Origin of the sequence: Methanomethylovorans sp. PtaU1.Bin093, from assembly GCF_002067275.1 — an archaeon.
GTDB lineage: Archaea > Halobacteriota > Methanosarcinia > Methanosarcinales > Methanosarcinaceae > Methanomethylovorans.
In genome coordinates, this window is sequence record NZ_MVQX01000020.1 from 1 (window position 1) to 18,347 (window position 18,347).

Genomic DNA, 18,347 nt, shown 5'->3' on the forward strand with positions numbered 1-18,347 from the left:
TGGATTCCTAAATTCCGCAGATATCTAGTATACAGTGAATTGTTCTTTTATAGGGGATTAGTGATTTATTGGTGCGGCAATTACCCACACGATATTGAAGAGAACCAATTAGATTTAATGAATACAATATAATTTATGAAGAAGTTAAAGAACAAAATGCCTCAAATTCATTTAAGCTGCCTTATTCGGATACTATCATTCATATAGTAAACTCTACGTCTGCATAAGACAGCTCTATCAAAAAAGTATCCGATTCAAATAACGCGCACCCTGTTAGCAGGGCAGCTATGGACCATTTCAACATCCTTTTTCTCTAAAGTCTTGAGAAAAATAGCATTCCTCTTCATCATTACCAGCTTCTTTTCCTGAAGGCGCTCCTGGTATATACGTATGGAACGCAGGAGGTCGATCTTCCTGAACTCCGGCCAAAATGGAGCACAAAAATATGTGGCACATTCATTACCAGATGTCTGCCAGGGAAGGAAATTGGATACCCGCTCATCTCCGCCAGTACGGATAATAAGGTCAACATTGGGGACAGGATCTCCCGCAACAGGGTAGAGGTGATCAGCAATTGTACCTTCGGTTATATCTTCAGGGTCTAGTTGCCCTTTATCGATCTTTTCTGCAATTTTGCGTACTGCCTGGATTATATCCTGCCGGCCTCCATAGGCAATAGCTACGTTAAGATAAAACTGATCGTAGTTCGCCGTGCATCTCTCAGCTTCTTTGATGGAGTATCGCAAACCGGAAGGAAGCTTCTGGAGGTCCCCAATAGCTCTGATGTGCATTTTTCTTTTATGGGTGCGCTCATCCTGGCAGAGCTCATCGAATTTCAGGCCAATAAGTTCGAATAACTTTTGTTTTTCATCTTCAGACCTGTTGAAGTTCTCTGTAGAAAATGCATAGACCGTAAGTTGTTTGACGCCTACCTCATAGGACCATTCGATCACTTTCTCAGTTACACTGGCACCTCTCACATGTCCATAGTTGGTCAATTTACCAACCCTGTTAGCATATCTGCGATTTCCATCCATGATAATTGCAATATGCTCAGGTACATCCAAATGTGCAACTTCTTTTGAAAGAAGGCGCTCATATGCACGATAGGCAATATCGCTTATGTATTTTAATATAAAAATCCCTGCCTAGTTTTTCTACCTTTCGTAGCACATCAAACCACAAAAATTACTTGCATCTATTGTATAAAATGATTACTTTGAGGTGTTTCAATGTTCTATTTTAATAGTTTTCAAGTACTGAACGAACAACATTCCTGTAATCCTCTTTGAGAAGATATATGTTATGATCTCCGGTCACATCGATGCTGAGGATCCCAAGTCGTGTGTTCATTAAACCGACCATGGCAGAAACTCCCCTGTAGCTTACGTTGAAATCAGTTTTATTCAGGTACCCGTACACATCACCGGTTGTGAACTTGTCCCCTTCAAGAAAAAGCTGCAATACCACTTTACGAATACCGGTATCATCTCTGCTGAGATATTTTATGAGCCTCTCCCTAACGCGGTCTTCTATCGTTTCCAGTACAAACACCTCGTTTTTTTTATATGCGATTTAAGGTTATAAAGTTATTGCGATTTATATAAATTAAACTGATATTGGTAGCCAAACTGGAAGTACGTATATCATTCTTGCATATATAATTTGGGTTTTAGAGCGGGATCTTTTCTACTATCATCCCACCGGGAAATGGATATCTTTCAATGATACACATTTCTTTTACATCTGCTGATATATCCATTTTTATCTCTTCAAGTATCCAGGCAGCGATATGTATCTCTTCTTTACTCACCTGGAACAACTCTTCAGGAACACCTGATGACAACAACAACTCAGCCACATGCTGTGCAGATTTTTCCTCGCTGCTGCATGTTATTATACCATAGATGATGGTTCCATCTTCGGTCAACTCATCAAATTCCCTGGCTGTTCTTTCAGCTATGCGCAGCAGCCTTCTTCTAAGCTGTACAGCATCTTTATACCGGGAAGTGCATAAGTGTCCTTTTTCAGTGGTCTTTAATATCTCTACGCCGATATTATATGAACCATCAGCAGCATTTGAGATCTCGTCCCGCAGTCTATAGCCTCTGAGTTTCATTCCCTGAGAATTTGTATCTGAGAACTCTAGCTCATTCATGTTGAGGAAGCAACCTACTTCATTTGCCATCCTGGCCACTTCTTGTGCCCCCTCTATGGCCGGGATCTCCAGACCCGCTTCCATTCCTGTATTCATAGCTTTTTTTATGGAACTTGCGTAATTTTCCATATTAATGTTCCAGATATCTGCAGGTGGATGGAACCTTATCTCATCAAGACCGGCAGCTGCAAGCTGTTCCAGTATATTATCATCCAAAGGCAGAGCAGTGTATAGATGAATATGATGCTCTTTTCCGAATTCTGATCTGAGCACTTTGATATATCTGAACACTTTCTCAGGTTCAAGCAACGGTTCCCCGCCGGTGATCCCCGTGCCAAGTGCTCCCATCTGTTTAGCTTCTTCTATTATGTCCATATCTGAGTTAACAGGTCTTTCATTTGCAAAAGTAATGTCTTTTTTCCTTTCATCAGAAATGGGGCAATAGAAACAGTTCTTTCCACAAATACCAGTAATAAAAAGGACCATTTTTGCTCCTTCCTGGCATAATTTACAGCCTCTGGAAAGATATGTATAACAGGAACCTGCTTCTCCCTCAGATATGTTCAGCATAATGGCGCAACCATAGATCTTATCATATATATCTATTGTTTAGTCCATTTGCCTTAAATACCTTTATCTCTTTGCCTATTACGTGGTGTTGAGCAAAGGGTACATAGTAGTTTGCGGCTGCAAAAAATGCGGGAGGTGCAGGACCGTTTGTCCGACCTCTGCTCTTAAACGAACAACTGACTACAGGCCAAAGATCGACCATGAACTATGTAACAGATGCATGCTTTGTGTGCGGTGTTGTCCCAACAAAGCTCTGGTCTATATGGAATAGTGTTGTTTCTGATTTGAGAATACATATTACAGCTTTTCCTCAGATAAAGCCTCTGAATATTATCCTTGAAGCAATTGCCGATGCAGAGAACATAATTACTGATATTGGCAGTGCTCTGGAGAGTTCGTACATCATCTGGCTTTTATCCCCTCCATGTTCGATAGCATTTGAGAATCGGACAAGGATCATTGTGATAAGTATAAGGTATATGCCTATTGACAGCATGAACATGTTTGGGCCTATGGAAAGTTCCAGGCTCTCGGGTGAGATATCCGCAGGCCCGGGGATCACATTCGGGGGCAGTTTCGATATGCTATGTGCCACGTTCTGAAGGATCTTTGCGATGACTTCGGAGAGTGCAATTGTCACCCCTGCTATGAGCGGAGCAAAGATGCATGCAGTAGACTTCATCGTAGATGTCATGTCGTACAGTGATTCCTTTATGCGCCTTTCCACTTCCTGCAGGTCTTTCATATGATCGGCCAGCTTCACTATGGCCACACCAGCAGCTTCGTGGCTCTTATGTACGCTTTCCAGGAACAGTCTCATAGTAGTTTTTATCCTTTCAGAATACACATTTTTAAATGCACCATACTCATCATCGAATATCGCGCTATGCAGGTCACATCTCATACATGAGATGTTCACAGCGGTTTTCTCGAAAGGCTCGCTGATGGATGCCCCTTTCATATTGGCAGCAGTGTGTATAAAAGCCTCTTCTGCAGACCTGCCTTCTGATATTCTCCTGCCCAGGATGAACAGAGCATCGGAAAACTCGTTTTCCATTGCTATTATCTTGTCCCTTATTCTCTTGTATGGGCCATATGCAGCATTCAGATACCATGAGAACGTAATGCTTATACCGACCAATACCAGCAGTGCAGTAGGTACTACTCCTTCAAGCACAGCTGTTGAAATGATGCCATAAGGATTTCCCGCATACAACAATATGTATCCCAGACCACATACAGCACTTCCGGTCATTAATGCCATAATGAGTTCCTTTTTCTTTTTTGATGGCAGCCCCTCCAGTTCCGGGTGTGTGTCCGATATTTTCTGAGGTACGAATGCTGCAGGTCTTTGCATAAGCACATATTCTGCATACATGAATGTGATCAAAGGCAATAGTATATCGTATGTCAGTATGAGGTTAGTACTTGTGATGCGTATCCCCACAACAGCCATTGCAGGCAGCAACGCTACCAGGGCGAGAGGTATAAGGATGAATATGGAGTACAGTACATACGTAGGGAGTTTTAGTTTTGCAGCATAGCTCTCCATAAGGTTCCGTGTCCCTTCCAGTACAATATCCAAAGACCGGTTCAATGTAAAAGTGCGTTGTGCAGGATCAGTCTCGCTCATGGAGCTTCTGATAAGATGCAATGACCTTTTGAAATGTTCACTGTTCTTACCCCACATTTCCGAGAACTGGACTACAGCATCATCCATGCCGGCATATACTCGTAAATGGAGGTTCCATAGCATCTTTCTCAGATCCCTGGCAAGGGGCCTGTTCGAGTTCTCTGCGGCAAAATGTACGGCTTTTTCCATGTTAGGCACTATCTTCATTGACATTACGACATAGCTCATTACTTCAGGCATGTCTCCTAATGATGTTATCTTCATGTATCTGGCATGTATCTTCACATATTCACTGAGATACCACAATGCTGCAACAGGCAGGATCAGGCTTATAATAACGATCGATATAAGAATGCCTGATGAAGTTGTAGTGAACCTGAAAAATAGTGCGTCCATCAACAGGAAAATAATGAACAGACTGGCTGATCCTATATAGGAAAAAAGTGTAGTTTCATAAGGTTCCAGGTCAAACCCTGTATAAACAAGCGCGTTCATATATTCTTGGCTTACTGCTTTCTCACTTTTCTTCTTGAATTCCCCATGATCTGTTATATATCCGGAGAGGTATCTCCATGTGAACTTGCATCCCCTGTAGTACCAGTTATTATTATGCATCATTGCCACCCTGTACTTCCTGGGCCAATGAACTGGAATATAGTATCTTGTCGCTTGTTGCAGCAGACAGTTTTTCATTTTTTGTCGCTATGATCTGTTCCAGCCATGCACACCATTTGTCATATACGCGCTGCACGTCTGGCTTGCCAGCGATCTCTTTTTCCTTTTCCATGAACATCCAGAACATGTTATTAGAGGCGGATACCATTTCAGCCTCAACGAATGCTGAGTCGGTTTTACCGTATTCCGCCATTTTAAGCTTCATGTTTGCGCGTATACGGATGTTCTTTGAAGCTTCATCCACGGATATCCCCCATTTTCTTGCAATTTTCCTGATCAATGCAGACTGTCCTCTATCAAGCAGGTCTGTTGGTATCAGTGAATTGACCGAGGCATCAAAAGTGAGGATGTCAGAGAAGACACTGTATGTATTATCAGGATCCCACACTTCGTTCACTTCCGCTATCTGTATCACTTTACGTTTTGTTGCCATACTGCCTGCTATGCGGGTATTGGAACATACTATTACGGCGTCCGTAGCCCTGAACGAGGCAGGAGGCACTCCAAGGGTATGCACTATTCTCTCGTAAACGGCATTTGTGGATGCACCATGTATGGTCCCGATCACAGAATTACCTGCTGTACCCACCTGCATTGCTTCATACAGCATTGCGACTTCCGGTCCTCTCACTTCACCTATTACAAGAGACGAACTGCCAAGCCGCAGGGATGCACGCAGGGCTGTGGCCGGGTCTATCTCAATACTGGACCTCACTATAGAGGACTGGGCATTAAGACCCTGTGCTTTCCATCCCAGCTTCTGCAATTGTTCGAGAGGTATTTCCGGTGTGTCCTCTATTGTCAGTATCCTGTATCTCTGGGGCATTTCCATAAGCATGGCACATAACAGGGACGTTTTCCCGGCTCCTACTCCCCCGGCTATCAGCACTGATGCATGTCCATCCATCATGAAGCTGAGCAGACCTGCTGTGAGAGGGGTGATAGCACCGGTATTGATCAGTTTAGGCAGTGTCCAGGGAGCCTTTGCATGTTTTCGAAAAGCATAGGCCATTCCTTTTGCACTCAATGGGTCCCCTATCACTGAAACACGTACTCCGTACTCCTGGAGAGCCATTTCCAGAACAGGTGTCGCTTCTCCGAAAGGTCTTCCACTTATCGTCCTGAACCGCGAGACCATGGAATCCATTTCCTCCTGGGACAGGAATATATTAGTAGTACATTCTTCCCCGTTCATCACCACATGCACAGGATTCCGGTCTGCAGGAGCATTAACATATATGTCGGTCACTCTTCCATCGGATAACAGGTCTTCCAGGATCCCAAGTCCTGTTGTGTATTTTGCCAGCAGGTCAGAATACATGTCCAGCTGTGAAGGTGACAAAACCACTTTTTTATCCCTTGCCTCTTCACGCAGTAATCTCTTACAAAGCCTGCGGAAATATTCCCTTGAAAGGGCGGGATCTGCAAAATTCATATCTTCAGGCCTATGTTTGATCATACGGTCCCGGACATTGTCAATGAGCAGAAGTTCCTCAGGCTGCATGTTGTATTCAGCAGGGTTTACGACATAGAGTTTTTCGGGTTTGTCTGTAAATTCATATATAGATATGGGTAATTTCCTTCCGTCATCTCTCTGCACGTCATAGCATTCAATAAAAATAGTATTCACTGGCGGTTCTGTATAAATACGGGATGTGGAGAACAAAGGCCGCACGTATGGCTGAAGATTTTTCTCATGATCAAAAGTTCCATCAGGCTCACAAAAAAGATCGTTCACGAGGGGGCTCATCTTTCTGATTATATCATATAATGTTTCCTGAAAGTTCCCTATACATTCATTGCACTCCGGATGAGTTTCCTTTTCAGCTTCACATGTCAGTTGTCTGATAATTCTTTCAGTATTGCTATAGGCTTTAAATGGCGATCCTTTTGCTGAGTTTATAATTATCTCCATTTGTTCATTTCTGTTCTTTTTGCAGGTCTCCTTTGGATCGCATGTGCAATTGAAGGAAACTGTTTCCATGTTCTCATATGTTCGTAAATGATCTTCCAGACGGGCAAGTGAGTAAATTTTCTGGAGGATCGTTCCATCGTATTCCCTGTCATAAAGATTTGATATGACAAGTCTTTCTGTTATTGCTTCTTTGAGCAGGATGTTAAAGATATTTGATCTACATCTGGGGTTATTTAGTGTAGAGTCTCCGCTGCAGTCCGAACATTCAATGATTATGGAGCTTGTGTCCCTGGTTTTCTTTACTCTATAAGTGCACTCTTTATTTTCTATTTCGTTCTTCTTATGTGTTATAGAAGCGAACAGTTGCTTGATATTTACCGGCATCTTTTCATTTTCAGGATCATGGAATGATCTTAAGGCTTGTTTCAATCTATTGTTTGCTTTGGTCCCGGTTCCTGTGAGCAAGAAATGTAATTTGTGACTCATTCATACACATCTTTAGTATATTTATTTTCATGTACTATCGGTATTTACATACAAAAGCTTTTCTATGAGTCTGGCGGATTGCCAGCCGGCAAAAAATTCCTGTCATCTGTACCATCAGGTGCATATCTGCAAGCAAGATTATTTATTCTATTAATTTTATATAATCATTCCATGAAGCTCATTGTGATGATTCCAGCCTACAATGAAGAAAAAACCATTCAAAAAGTGATCAAAGAGATACCCCGGAAAATCGAGGGCGTAGATAAGGTAGAAGTCCTTGTCATTAACGATGGATCCACGGACTCTACTGTAAAGGTCTCTTTAGAAGCAGGTGCGGATCACATTGTTTCCCAAAAGGAGAACCGTGGACTTGCGTTAACTTTCCGTAAAGGTCTTGAAGCATGTCTGGAAAGAGGCGCAGATATAATTGTGAACACTGATGCAGATTTCCAATATAACCAAAATCAAATTCCAGATCTGATCGATCCTATTCTTCAAGGCAAAGCTGATATTGTATTAGGTTCCCGATTCAGGGGGCACATTGAATACATGCCTCCCCAGAAGAAGATCGGGAATATTCTGGCCACGCGTGTGACACGCATGGCTTCCGGCTACCCTGTGACCGATGCACAAACGGGTTTCAGAGCTTTCACAAGAGATGCTGCACTGAGGATGAACATTCTGGCTGACTATACTTATGTCCAGGAAACGATCATGCAGGCTGTTAACCATAACCTTACCCTGGTAGAGATCCCTATTGAATTCAGAAAAAGGGACGGTCATTCAAGACTTATGTCAGGGATCTTCCATTATGCTCAGCGTGCCACTGCTGTGATACTACGTACCTATCGTGATTATGAACCAATGAAGGTCTTTGCTTCCATAGGTTTTGTGTTTCTGGTAGTCGCTGCGCTATCCGGAGTAACGGTATTGGTGCAATTCATAAAAACCGGAGTTGTGGTCCCAAATATCTCGTACGCGATACTTACGACCATGCTGTGTTTAACTGGTCTGCAGATCCTTGTGTTCGGTCTGATAGCTGATATGCTGAAATACCAGAGGATACGCGAAGAAGAGATATTATACCGTTTAAAGAAAATAGAGATGGAATAATTGCAATTTAGCTTGATGAAAGGATGTTGCAACGATCCAGCATGAATATAATTGTACTAACATCATCTTTTCCCAGGGACAAAGATGATTATAAGGCCCGGTGGATACTGGAATTAGGGCAAGAGTTCGTGAAAGATGGCTTACTCCCATCTATCTTATGCCCTCATGTGAAAGGGTCCAAAACTTATGAAACAATAGACGGTATTGAAGTATATAGATTCAGGTACGCACCTGAACGATATGAGTCACTGGGATATGGTAATTTCCTGCCACATGAGAACTCCAGCTCTTTCATTGGTGTTTTACTGCAGTATCTGCTCAATTCTCTTTTGATGCTCAGCCTGTTATTTTTTATGTTCTTAAATCTCCATAAGCTAACAAAGAAGAAGAAAGCTAAACTTATCTTTTCTAACTGGGCATTCCCCGCTGGCTTTGTTTCTGCAGTATACCGCCAGATATCAGGCATCCCTTCTGTTCTGAAAGTATATGGCACAGATCTGGTATTCCTTAAAAGGTTCAGATTAAGACCACTGGGCAAATACATTCTCGATGAACACGATGCAATAATAGCCATCAGTGAATACACTAAAGCTTGTGCTTTGACCTTTGATGTAGATCCTGAGAGAGTATCAGTATTTCCGGTTGGCAGCAATTATCCTATAAAAAATTGTTCAGCATTTCAGGAAGACTTTGAACGAAAATGGTGCTTGTCGGACAGACCTACTATATTCACTGTGCACAGACTGATACCGCTTAAAGGCACATCTTTTCTGATCAAGGCGATGAGCAAGATCGCATCTGTCCACCCGGATGCTCTGCTGGTCATAGGGGGCGAAGGTCCGGAGCGTAGTATGCTGGAATCTCTTGTCAGAAGCTATCAGCTTGAACATAATGTGCTATTTACGGGTCTGCTCCCGAACGAAGATCTCCCTTTATTGTATGAAGCATGTGATGTATATGTAATCCCTTCTATTACCGATAAGTGGGGAAACGCCGAGGGTTTGGGTATGCCTGCCCTGGAGGCAATGAGCTATGGAAAACCAGTTGTGGGATTTGATTCAGGTGGTCCGGGTCTGACAATAACGGACGGATCGAATGGATTCAAGGTTCCGGAAAAAGACTGGGAAGCTATGGCCGACAGGATAATCCTTTTGCTTTCTGATCCAGTTTTAAGGACTAAGATAGGTGATAACGGTAGATCCATGTTCGATGATTATCGCTGGGATAAGGTTTCCCCCCTTTATACGGAGGTGCTTTATAGTGCAGTTAAAGGATGAAACTACCCCTAAGTTCGAATATCAGTTCATTGTTCTTTCACTATGGTTCGTATGTATCGCATGGGCTGCTAATTTGCTGGCCATGTTCTCTCTTTTTTACAAACCGATACTTTTTGCAGCACTACTGTTGATAACAGCTGTTTTCGTTTTTTATTTTCACAAATACCGTGCTAATAATGGCACGTCCAGACAGAACATCATTGCAATCTTATTTATTCTGCTCTTTTCCATCTTTACTTCTCTGTATTTCCATGATACATTCTACGGAGGCCGGGATCCAGGTATCTATTCAACCAATGCTATCTATCTGGCAGAGCATCATACGTTGCTCATCGACTCTGCTATGAACGATCTCATACCACGTTTTCTGTCTCCGAACAATTACATCACGACCAGCGATGGAAAACTTATTTCCCAGTTCCATTTCGGGTATATTTCCTGGGTAGCGATCCATTACAGTCTTTTCGGTATACAAGGTATACAATGCAGTAATCTTCTTCCTTTGTTCATAGGGCTTGTAAGCATCTATCTGATCGGAAAAGAACTAAGGAATTCGTATGTTGGTCTGGGCGCTGTGCTGACGTTTTCGGCTACATATCCTCTGATCTGGTTCTCAAGACAGACCGTGACCGAGATATTCTTCATGGCCCTCTTCTGGTTTGGAGTACTGTGCTGCCTGTATCTGCTGCAGCGGAAACGGAATATCTACTATATTTCATCGATGTTAGCTTTTGGGATGCTACCCTTTGTACGTATAGAAGGCTTGATACTCTTTGGTTTCTATTTCCTGTTTTTATTATACGACATTTCATCTGAGCGCTTTGGTCCATCGAACCAGAGGATGACAGATGATATTGGCTTAGATCATTTTTCGGGTAACAGAAAACACGGCATATCCTATTTCCTGAATAAATATTTCCCTGTACTGTTTTGGTCCGTATTTTTACTGACTTCAGCATTGCTACTTTATTATTACTTTTTTATGCAGACAAGATATCTTGGGGTCATAGATGCTGTCCTGAACCATTTTTCAGGCGGTGTGATTTCATCTTCTACAGAAGCAGCATCTATGGACAGAACGGCTATAAGATACCATTTTCCCGAATTCGTGTATATGGCATTATCTGAGTATAACCTTCAGTTGCCATTGATCTCCATTTTCCTGGTTTTCATCGTATCTGTGATCCGCAGGGATATCAGTTCCAAAAAACAGCTCCTTGTGATCTTCTTTATGCTTCCTGGCTTTCTTTACCTTCTTTCTCCTTTCATCACCCTGGACCAGCCCTGGTTCCTCAGGAGATATGTAGCTACAACCATACCAGGAGCTTTTTTACTGATGTCCGTTCTGATACATGATCTGTCAAAAAAGAAAACCGTGTACATGTGCCTTATGTCCCTGGTCATGATACTGAATATTTATACTGCTTTTCCCATCCTGTTCTTCTCTGAAAACCAGGGGATGATAGCAAGCGTAGGGAATATTGCTGACCGCGTTGGTCCCAATGACCTGGTACTTGTGGACAGATATGCTGCAGGTTCATATAAAATGGCAGATCCTCTTTTTTTTGTGTACTCAAAGCCAGCTCTCTGGTGGGATGCTGACTCTGTTGGAAAGCTCAAAGATGATCTTAACATTTCCAGTTTTGATACAGTATATATACTTACAAATGAAGCAAAATCTCTGGATAAATATTTCAATCCTGTGGAGCTGGAGCTTTTTTACACTCAGGCTGTCAATTTGGAACAGCTCGAGGTTACAGTGGACCTGAACCATTATCCTCACAGGGAACCAGATGTTTACGATATGGATTACTCCATAGCTCGCCAGCTTATGCAAAGACCTGCAAATATAGTGACCAGAAACTTTGAATTGCAGTTGTATAAGGTTACTGATAGTTCTAATATGTTCATGTGATCGTTAAGAAGGTGATTTATACGACCATAGGTATGATCAACACTGCCCAGCCTTATACTGGTATAGGGAATTATGCATTTTCCTTATTTGAAGCTATTAAAGGCCAGATGGATATCGATCACGTGTTCTTTGATACCAGGCAGTTCACTCTAAGCGAACTTACCACATCGAAGAACATAGCCGCCACAAGAAAGATACCACTTGTTGATAATAATCCTTTTTTTTATTACCGGATGCAGGGTCACATCCCAAAATACGACCTCTATCATCTTACCAATCAGAACATTTCTTTTTTTAAGGTGGCACCTAAAGTAATAACCTGTCATGATATCATCCATGAGATGTACCCGGCAAGCAGGATGCATCTGATGATGGGCAAACTGATGTATAAGGGCCTTAAGGATGCAGACCATATCATCACTGATTCTGATGCCACTGCAAGCGATCTGCAACGTAAATATGGGATATCCAAAGAGAAAATGACCACCATATATCTTGGTATCGATCCTGCGGTGTTCAGACTTTATGAGGATGTTTCTTCGATATGGTCAAAATACGGTCTTGAAAAAGATAAGGAATATATCCTGCATATTAGCTCAGAACAGCCACGGAAAAATGTGGAAGGCATCATTAAGGCATTCTACAGGTTGAAAAAAATATCAGGAAGAAAGGATCTTGTCCTTCTGAAGGCAGGAGAACCGCAATATGCACATGACAGGCGAAGTATCAAATCTCTGATAGCTTCCCTTGACCTGGAACAAGATGTGCGTTTCCTGGGGAGGGTCCCGACAGAAGATCTTGCCAGGTTGTATTGCATTGCGAAAATGTTCGTTTTCCCATCTTTCTATGAGGGTTTCGGACTTCCGGTCATAGAGGCCATGGCATGTGGATGCCCGGTGATCACATCCAATGTATCCTCTTTGCCTGAAGTTGCAGGTGATGCCTGCATTATTGCAGACCCGGACGACCATCAGAAAATGGCCAGCTACATGCTTCAATTGCTTCAGGATGACGTGCTCAGGTCTTCTCTCATTCATAGAGGTATAGACAGAGCTGCTCAGTTCTCATGGGAAAGGTGTGCAAAACAAACTGCACAAGTTTACACAAGTGTTCTTGAAGGCATTTGATATCAAAGCCCCTCTTTTTTCCTGAATCTCCTTCCAACCAGATCGATCGATCCTGTGATCATCACACAGATCAGTATTATATTAGTATTCAGGTGGGAGCTTATTGAACCTCTCCGTATTTCTTCTGTGATCAGCAGCACCATAAAAATGGCAATCAATGTCAGGCACAAGCGACGGTTGAATTCCATTAAGCTTCCGTATTTTTCTTCCTTCCGGACCTTTCGGGTATGATCATCAGTAAAAGTTTCCCTGTTCGCATATGCCAGAAGGACCGCTATGCATACAATGAAAAGGAATAGCACGATATAGATCGGCACATTAGTGCCCATGGCTTTTGACGATAAATTCTCCACACTTCCATTGCCTGGACCCTTATCTACTATATTAATATCCTCATATATCGATCTGAGTATGTAGGATATAGTTTCAGGCCCCCTGCCGTATCCTTCTGAGGTATTCGGCAGACCCAGGATACAGAATAAACCAGGGTCTTTTAAGTTCACGCTATAGATGATGTGCTCTTCCTGCTCTCCGATCTTACTGGGAGCAGCGTATGACCATTTTCCTTTTTCTAAGTAAGCAATGTAAATATCTTCAGGTCCAAGTCCTCTGTTCTTAAGCCATTGCTCTTGCACAGGGAATTCTATGTATATGGTGCCGGGATCTTCTGGATAAAGGCTCAGGTCGTATATACTGTGGATGTTGCCCTCTATCTCATTTTCCTCACTTGGTAATCTTTTCAATTCCTTCAGTAAAAAGGAGAAGTCAGCCACATCTTTATTATAATATATATTGAAGGTGCTAATGCTGGTGTTCTCGATAGTTATTGGTATCTCTTTCACCGGCTCTGTAAATGAGAGGTTGGTTCCATACTGTACCTTAATGTTCAAATTCCCCTCTTCGTTGGGCACGTTCTTTTTGCTGACCAGCATCTTGCCATTATCTTCGTTCTCCAGGGCCAGATATCCTCCAAGAATGGCTACAGGTCTGCCTTTTTCAAGCAGGATCTCGCTGTTCTCTTCAAGTGTTATCCTTATATCCTGAAGGCCATCACCATTGATATCAGTGATCTCTGCTGTAGAGCCATCTCTGAACGTATCATGGTCCTTTATTACAATGGCATGGTCATTGACCCTATTTATCTCAAGCAGCGCACTGGAACTGTTAATACCTTTTACGATATCTTTGCATTGAATGTTCACCAATGGTATCTCATTGTCCATTATAACTTCTTTATACGATGCTGTTTCATTCTCTCCGATCTCAAGATATGACAGGGCCTTTCCTTCTCTGTAAAGAGAGAACCTTACCTTATGTGCAGCCGGGTCTATTGTATTCATTTCTAAGGATATTCCATCTCCCAGCTCTATCATTTTGCTGGAATTGACCCTTATGTTCATATCATACATTATCCTGGAGAGGACAGCTGATGAATTGTCTATTTCCAGTATGCAGTAGCGTTCACCAAGGTATGCAATAGTTCTGTCCAGGGGACTTTCATCATCATGATCGTGATATTGGAGGCTTCCGTATACCATCTCGTCTTTACTCAGTACATTGTCGTCTCCGGGAACGATCTTAAGGAACTCCCAGCTTCTTTTTCCTGTAACATCAAAATAAAACAGACCCGGTGATGTCCAGGTGTTCAGTTCATTATCATAATTGGACAGATCAAAATACGTATGATCGGTTGTGTTCCTGTAAGGATAGAATACTATCTGCTCTTTTTGAGGCGGTACTATAAAATAATCTATTTTTAGTTCTTGGTCCTTGCTAATGGTATCATACAGGGGGACAACTGTGCATTCTTCTTTGCTGAAGAAGGCTTCATCATTGTACGCAAAATATGCATCTGATTCGACTTTAATGTCTCCCTTTGGCAGTTTAATATTATATGGATAAGAGGATGCGGGTAACCTTATGTTCATCCATTTGTTCTTTGTATCCAGCCTTGTCTTGTAGTTACGGTCCTTCCCCTCTATGGTTATCTCCTGCAAGCCTTCTTCATGCAAGGTCATAAATTTTAATGAAATCCTTTTATTGGAGCCTACATACAGGTCTCCGGGTGAAAGGACGAACATCTTCCCATCAAAGACCAGCTTGTCCTGTGCACTGCGCAGTTCGTCTATTATAACATCATCGTTAGATATGAGCTTTATATGGTAGATGCCGTCCTGCAGTCCAGGCACTTCCAGCATCCCTGTCTGGACTTCTCCTGCTCTGCGGGTCGCTGCATTTTGTCCATCGTCAGGTATGACCACAGATCCGACAATTTTTCCAGAGGGTAAATAAACACTTATATTTAGTTCGTCTTCTCCCACGTACCAGTTGAGGTCATGTTTTGAAACAGAAAGGCTGAGGGTCTCGTTGTGAATATATGCGTATAGTTCATGTTCTCCTCTTAATTGCATAGAGCTTCTTGTTTCTGCAGAAGCATTAGTGTTAATGGTTCCCATTCCATTGAACTTCACATAAGGGGCTATGGAAAATGTATAATCAGATGATGGATCGTTCAGTACTGCTTGAAGGTCCGTCACATTATTGTGGTTGTATGAGTATATTCTATATTCATCATTAGAGACCAATGGAACAGAATCCTCGAACCTGTCCAGTAAATGGTTGTAACCCACTCCGGTTCTCAGGCATATATAACCGTTAAGAAGCGAGGTCTCTGCTGAAGGAGTTATTGTAAAAGTATGACCTGGCTTGAGGCGTATGACGATGTCTTCGTCCCCATCCCAGTCGATATCCTCCAGGTTTATTATATAATCTTTATACAGGTCCTGACCATCGCTCAATACCGTTGCTTTCCTTATGGAGATATCTGTCAAAGTTACTTCTTCATTTTCATTCTCATGCAAGAGATCAACTGCGGTAAAAGAGAACATAGCTACACTTTTTCCTTCATAGCTCTGTGAGTAATTGTAGCTACCGTTTTCCTTTATGCTAAAAGGGTCCAGGATAATATTGTCATTTGCCAGCACAAAAGTGGCCTTACCTTCCATACCCGATATCTCTGTACATTTCAGAGTATATCCTTCAGGAAGATCGACGGTTTCATGGATCCCTATCTTCATGTCCTGGCCTTCCCACAATTCTGTGGATAGGACGGCAGTATCATTGATGTTCTCTATCAGGTATGTATTTCCCAGATAATCGATCTCATTCCCTTCCTGGGTCCCTGCATAATAAAAATGATCAGCGTCTATGGTCGTACCATTCGAGAGATCAATTGCAAGGATCTCTTTTTCGAGCAATAAGGAAGGCGCATCAGCACCTGTTATTGTGTACCCTTTCTCGTCGTATCTTGCATAAGAAAGAGGTCCGCTGACCTCCGAAGCTGTAACAGGGACGATGATCGCGATCAATAAAATGAAGTATAAGTATCTTTTATACACGTGACCACTACTCTATGATTATTCTTATCCAGTCTACCGGGATATCTACCTGGGAGGGATCAGCCGGATGTTCTATGTTCGTAGCGAAGCCGAGTACATTGTTCCTTATATAAAGATTATCGATGTTCCACTCAGTTTCAGCTATTACCCATCCGTTCTCAGATATTACAGATCGGTTCTTCATTATTACATAGTCGACATTGTTCTTCTTAAGCCAGTCAAAGTTATTCTCCAGAGGCACAACATTGCATTTCACCGGATCAAAATATGAGCCTTCTGTAAATGAAAAATATATCTTTGATGCTATCTTCAGGTCTCCGGCAGGAATATTGATCTCCTGCAGGCTTGGTGAAGGTCCTATTTTCGCATTTTGTGTGACCGCGGTCTTATCGATCGTTACATTGTATGTTGTGTTCCTATTACCGATGTCTATTTTCTGAAGGCCTTCTTCGTGGAGGGTCATAAGGCTTACAGGCTGTTCTTCTTCGGTCAAGGTGAATAGTCTTGTAGGGGTATATACGAACAAATCGTTCTCTACGACTAGCTTACTGCTTGATACTCGTAGTTTTTTGATCAATGTATCATCATTGGCATCCACTATTATCTTGTATGTGCCCCGGTCCAGTCCGGTGGACCTAATATGGGATATCTGAGTTTTTCCCGATCCCCGGTGGTCAGTTATATCACCATCGTCGGGAATTATCGCAGAAGATACCGTTTTTCCTGTACTGGAAACGATTTCCATTCTCAGGTCATCGGTGCCATTGTACCAGTTAAGGTCCTGTTTTTCAATATCTATTGAGATTTCATTTCCATGGACATATGTCAGGAACGTATGCTTTCCCCTTAGTGTTGTGTCAACTGTTGTATTCATTGCTGTGATCTCATCTTCCAGAAGTTCGTCAGTGCCAGGGAACAAACTGACCGATGGCTGGATGGCCAATGTACTCTCAGCTTCCAGTTCTGAGAAGAGATCAGTGAGATCGGAATATATGGGAGCATTGTCATTTAAGGCGTAAACGGAGATATTGCTGTCAGTATAGATAGTGTCGTATTCTTCTTCCAGCTGTCTTTGGAATGGGTCGTACAGCAGGTTCCACTTATAGTTCCATTGCGGAGCACTATGTGCGCCCACTTTGAAGACATATCCCTTTGCAAGCTCATCCTTGAAACGTATCTGGACCTTTGCTATTGAAGCACTACTTATCGCAGGTTCCTCCAGCTGGAAATATACAAACCTGCTGGTAAAGTTCCTGAAATTGGTCTTTTCATCTTCAAACTTGCCTTTAAAAGGTTCCGATATCCTGTCTTCCGGGCCAGTGAGCTTAACATCTCTTAGCATATCATTTCGGGATCCCACATCTATTAGATAAGAACCGTCGTTTTCCCGGATGTTTGTGTATTGAAAGTTCATTATTAGCAAGTAAGAGAACAAGATCAGTGGGATCAGCAGATGGACTTTGTTAAAGTTCATGTAGTACTCCGTCAGGTTATTTTTATGTTAGCTGAGATCTCATGGGTTTCAGATGTTCCCTCTTTGTGCATGTAGAATGTTGCAATGTGATCACCTCGATTCATCATGGATGAATCAATGCTGACGATCATCTCTTTTTTTTCAATGTCTGTAAATATGTCTGCATTCCCTGATCCATAGCCATAGTGATATGGTGGCTTCTCCCTGACCGTTATTGCTGAAAGGCCATCGTGATCTTCTTTTCCATCGAACAGAAAATCGATCTTCGTAGCTCCATCCATTTTTAGTGAGATATTCCATTCTTCCATACTTTCAGAAGTAAGACCTTCATCAGCTACCAAAGTGAAAGTGATAATATCTCCTTTGCTGTAAGTATCCGAAAGGCCCTCTATTTTCAGTTCCTCTGCGCCTGCCATACTTACTAGTAATACTATTAAGAGGAGTACAGCCGTAAGGATAGAACTATACATATTATGTTTGTTATGGATCCCCTTCTGAATAGTATCCCCTGCGTTCAATTTTATTGTAAGATGTTTATATTAATTATGATTAATATTATATTATATAAATATAATGCTAAATCAATTAAAAACAACAATATTCAAA

General features: G+C 42.1%; 13 protein-coding genes. 5 read left to right on the forward strand and 8 right to left on the reverse strand.

Going from position 1 to position 18,347, the window contains the following annotated elements; translation table 11 throughout:
• Positions 1-254: 254 nt before the first annotated feature.
• The 3 genes from uppS to A4E24_RS01990 form a co-directional block, all read right to left on the reverse strand.
• Complete coding sequence (gene uppS, locus A4E24_RS01980; protein ID WP_394334451.1) at positions 255-1,136, reverse strand: polyprenyl diphosphate synthase; 882 nt, start codon at positions 1,134-1,136, stop codon at positions 255-257.
• Between the two features lie 106 nt (positions 1,137-1,242).
• Entirely contained in the window at positions 1,243-1,554 is a 312-nt protein-coding gene (locus A4E24_RS01985) for a DUF2551 domain-containing protein (RefSeq protein WP_292351187.1), read from the reverse strand.
• A 118-nt stretch (positions 1,555-1,672) separates the two neighbouring features.
• Positions 1,673-2,728, reverse strand: coding sequence for a radical SAM protein (locus A4E24_RS01990; RefSeq protein ID WP_292351188.1), 1,056 nt, complete (start codon positions 2,726-2,728; stop codon positions 1,673-1,675).
• Positions 2,729-2,813: 85 nt separating this feature from the next.
• Here A4E24_RS01990 and A4E24_RS01995 point away from each other — a divergent pair, with 85 nt between their 5' ends.
• A complete protein-coding gene (locus tag A4E24_RS01995) occupies positions 2,814-2,999 on the forward strand; it encodes an ATP-binding protein (RefSeq protein ID WP_292351200.1) in 186 nt (61 codons plus the stop codon).
• A 39-nt stretch (positions 3,000-3,038) separates the two neighbouring features.
• Here the strand turns inward: A4E24_RS01995 and A4E24_RS02000 are convergent, their stop codons facing one another.
• Together A4E24_RS02000 and A4E24_RS02005 are read right to left on the reverse strand one after the other, a co-directional pair.
• The gene (locus tag A4E24_RS02000) at positions 3,039-4,979 is read right to left on the reverse strand and encodes a hypothetical protein (protein ID WP_292351189.1); all 1,941 of its coding nucleotides are present in this window, start codon (positions 4,977-4,979) and stop codon (positions 3,039-3,041) included.
• On the reverse strand, positions 4,969-7,437 hold the full coding sequence (locus A4E24_RS02005) for a type II/IV secretion system ATPase subunit (protein WP_292351190.1): 2,469 nt from the start codon (positions 7,435-7,437) through the stop codon (positions 4,969-4,971). The genes A4E24_RS02000 and A4E24_RS02005 overlap by 11 nt, the downstream gene beginning before the upstream one ends.
• Before the next feature lie 186 nt (positions 7,438-7,623).
• On the opposite strand from A4E24_RS02005, the gene A4E24_RS02010 reads away from it, so the two are divergent.
• Genes A4E24_RS02010 through A4E24_RS02025 form a run of 4 tightly spaced genes read left to right on the forward strand, consistent with a single transcriptional unit; the run spans position 7,624 to position 12,869 of the window.
• Positions 7,624-8,550, forward strand: coding sequence for a glycosyltransferase family 2 protein (locus A4E24_RS02010; protein WP_292351201.1), 927 nt, complete (start codon positions 7,624-7,626; stop codon positions 8,548-8,550).
• Positions 8,551-8,591: 41 nt separating this feature from the next.
• Entirely contained in the window at positions 8,592-9,827 is a 1,236-nt protein-coding gene (locus A4E24_RS02015; RefSeq protein WP_292351191.1) for a glycosyltransferase, read from the forward strand.
• Positions 9,811-11,742: a hypothetical protein gene (locus A4E24_RS02020; RefSeq protein ID WP_292351192.1), complete on the forward strand. Its 1,932-nt coding sequence runs from the start codon at positions 9,811-9,813 to the stop codon at positions 11,740-11,742. The genes A4E24_RS02015 and A4E24_RS02020 overlap by 17 nt, the downstream gene beginning before the upstream one ends.
• A gap of 32 nt (positions 11,743-11,774) precedes the next feature.
• Entirely contained in the window at positions 11,775-12,869 is a 1,095-nt protein-coding gene (locus A4E24_RS02025; protein ID WP_292351193.1) for a glycosyltransferase family 1 protein, read from the forward strand.
• A gap of 2 nt (positions 12,870-12,871) precedes the next feature.
• On the opposite strand, the gene A4E24_RS02030 is transcribed toward A4E24_RS02025, so the two are convergent.
• From A4E24_RS02030 to A4E24_RS02040, 3 genes are read right to left on the reverse strand one after another with little or no spacing between them, the layout of a single operon-like run.
• Complete coding sequence (locus A4E24_RS02030; protein ID WP_292351195.1) at positions 12,872-16,237, reverse strand: S-layer protein domain-containing protein; 3,366 nt, start codon at positions 16,235-16,237, stop codon at positions 12,872-12,874.
• Between the two features lie 37 nt (positions 16,238-16,274).
• Entirely contained in the window at positions 16,275-17,741 is a 1,467-nt protein-coding gene (locus A4E24_RS02035; protein WP_292351197.1) for a hypothetical protein, read from the reverse strand.
• Positions 17,742-17,752: 11 nt separating this feature from the next.
• Positions 17,753-18,211, reverse strand: a complete 459-nt coding sequence (locus A4E24_RS02040; RefSeq protein ID WP_292351198.1) for a hypothetical protein — start codon at positions 18,209-18,211, stop codon at positions 17,753-17,755.
• Positions 18,212-18,347: the final 136 nt, after the last annotated feature.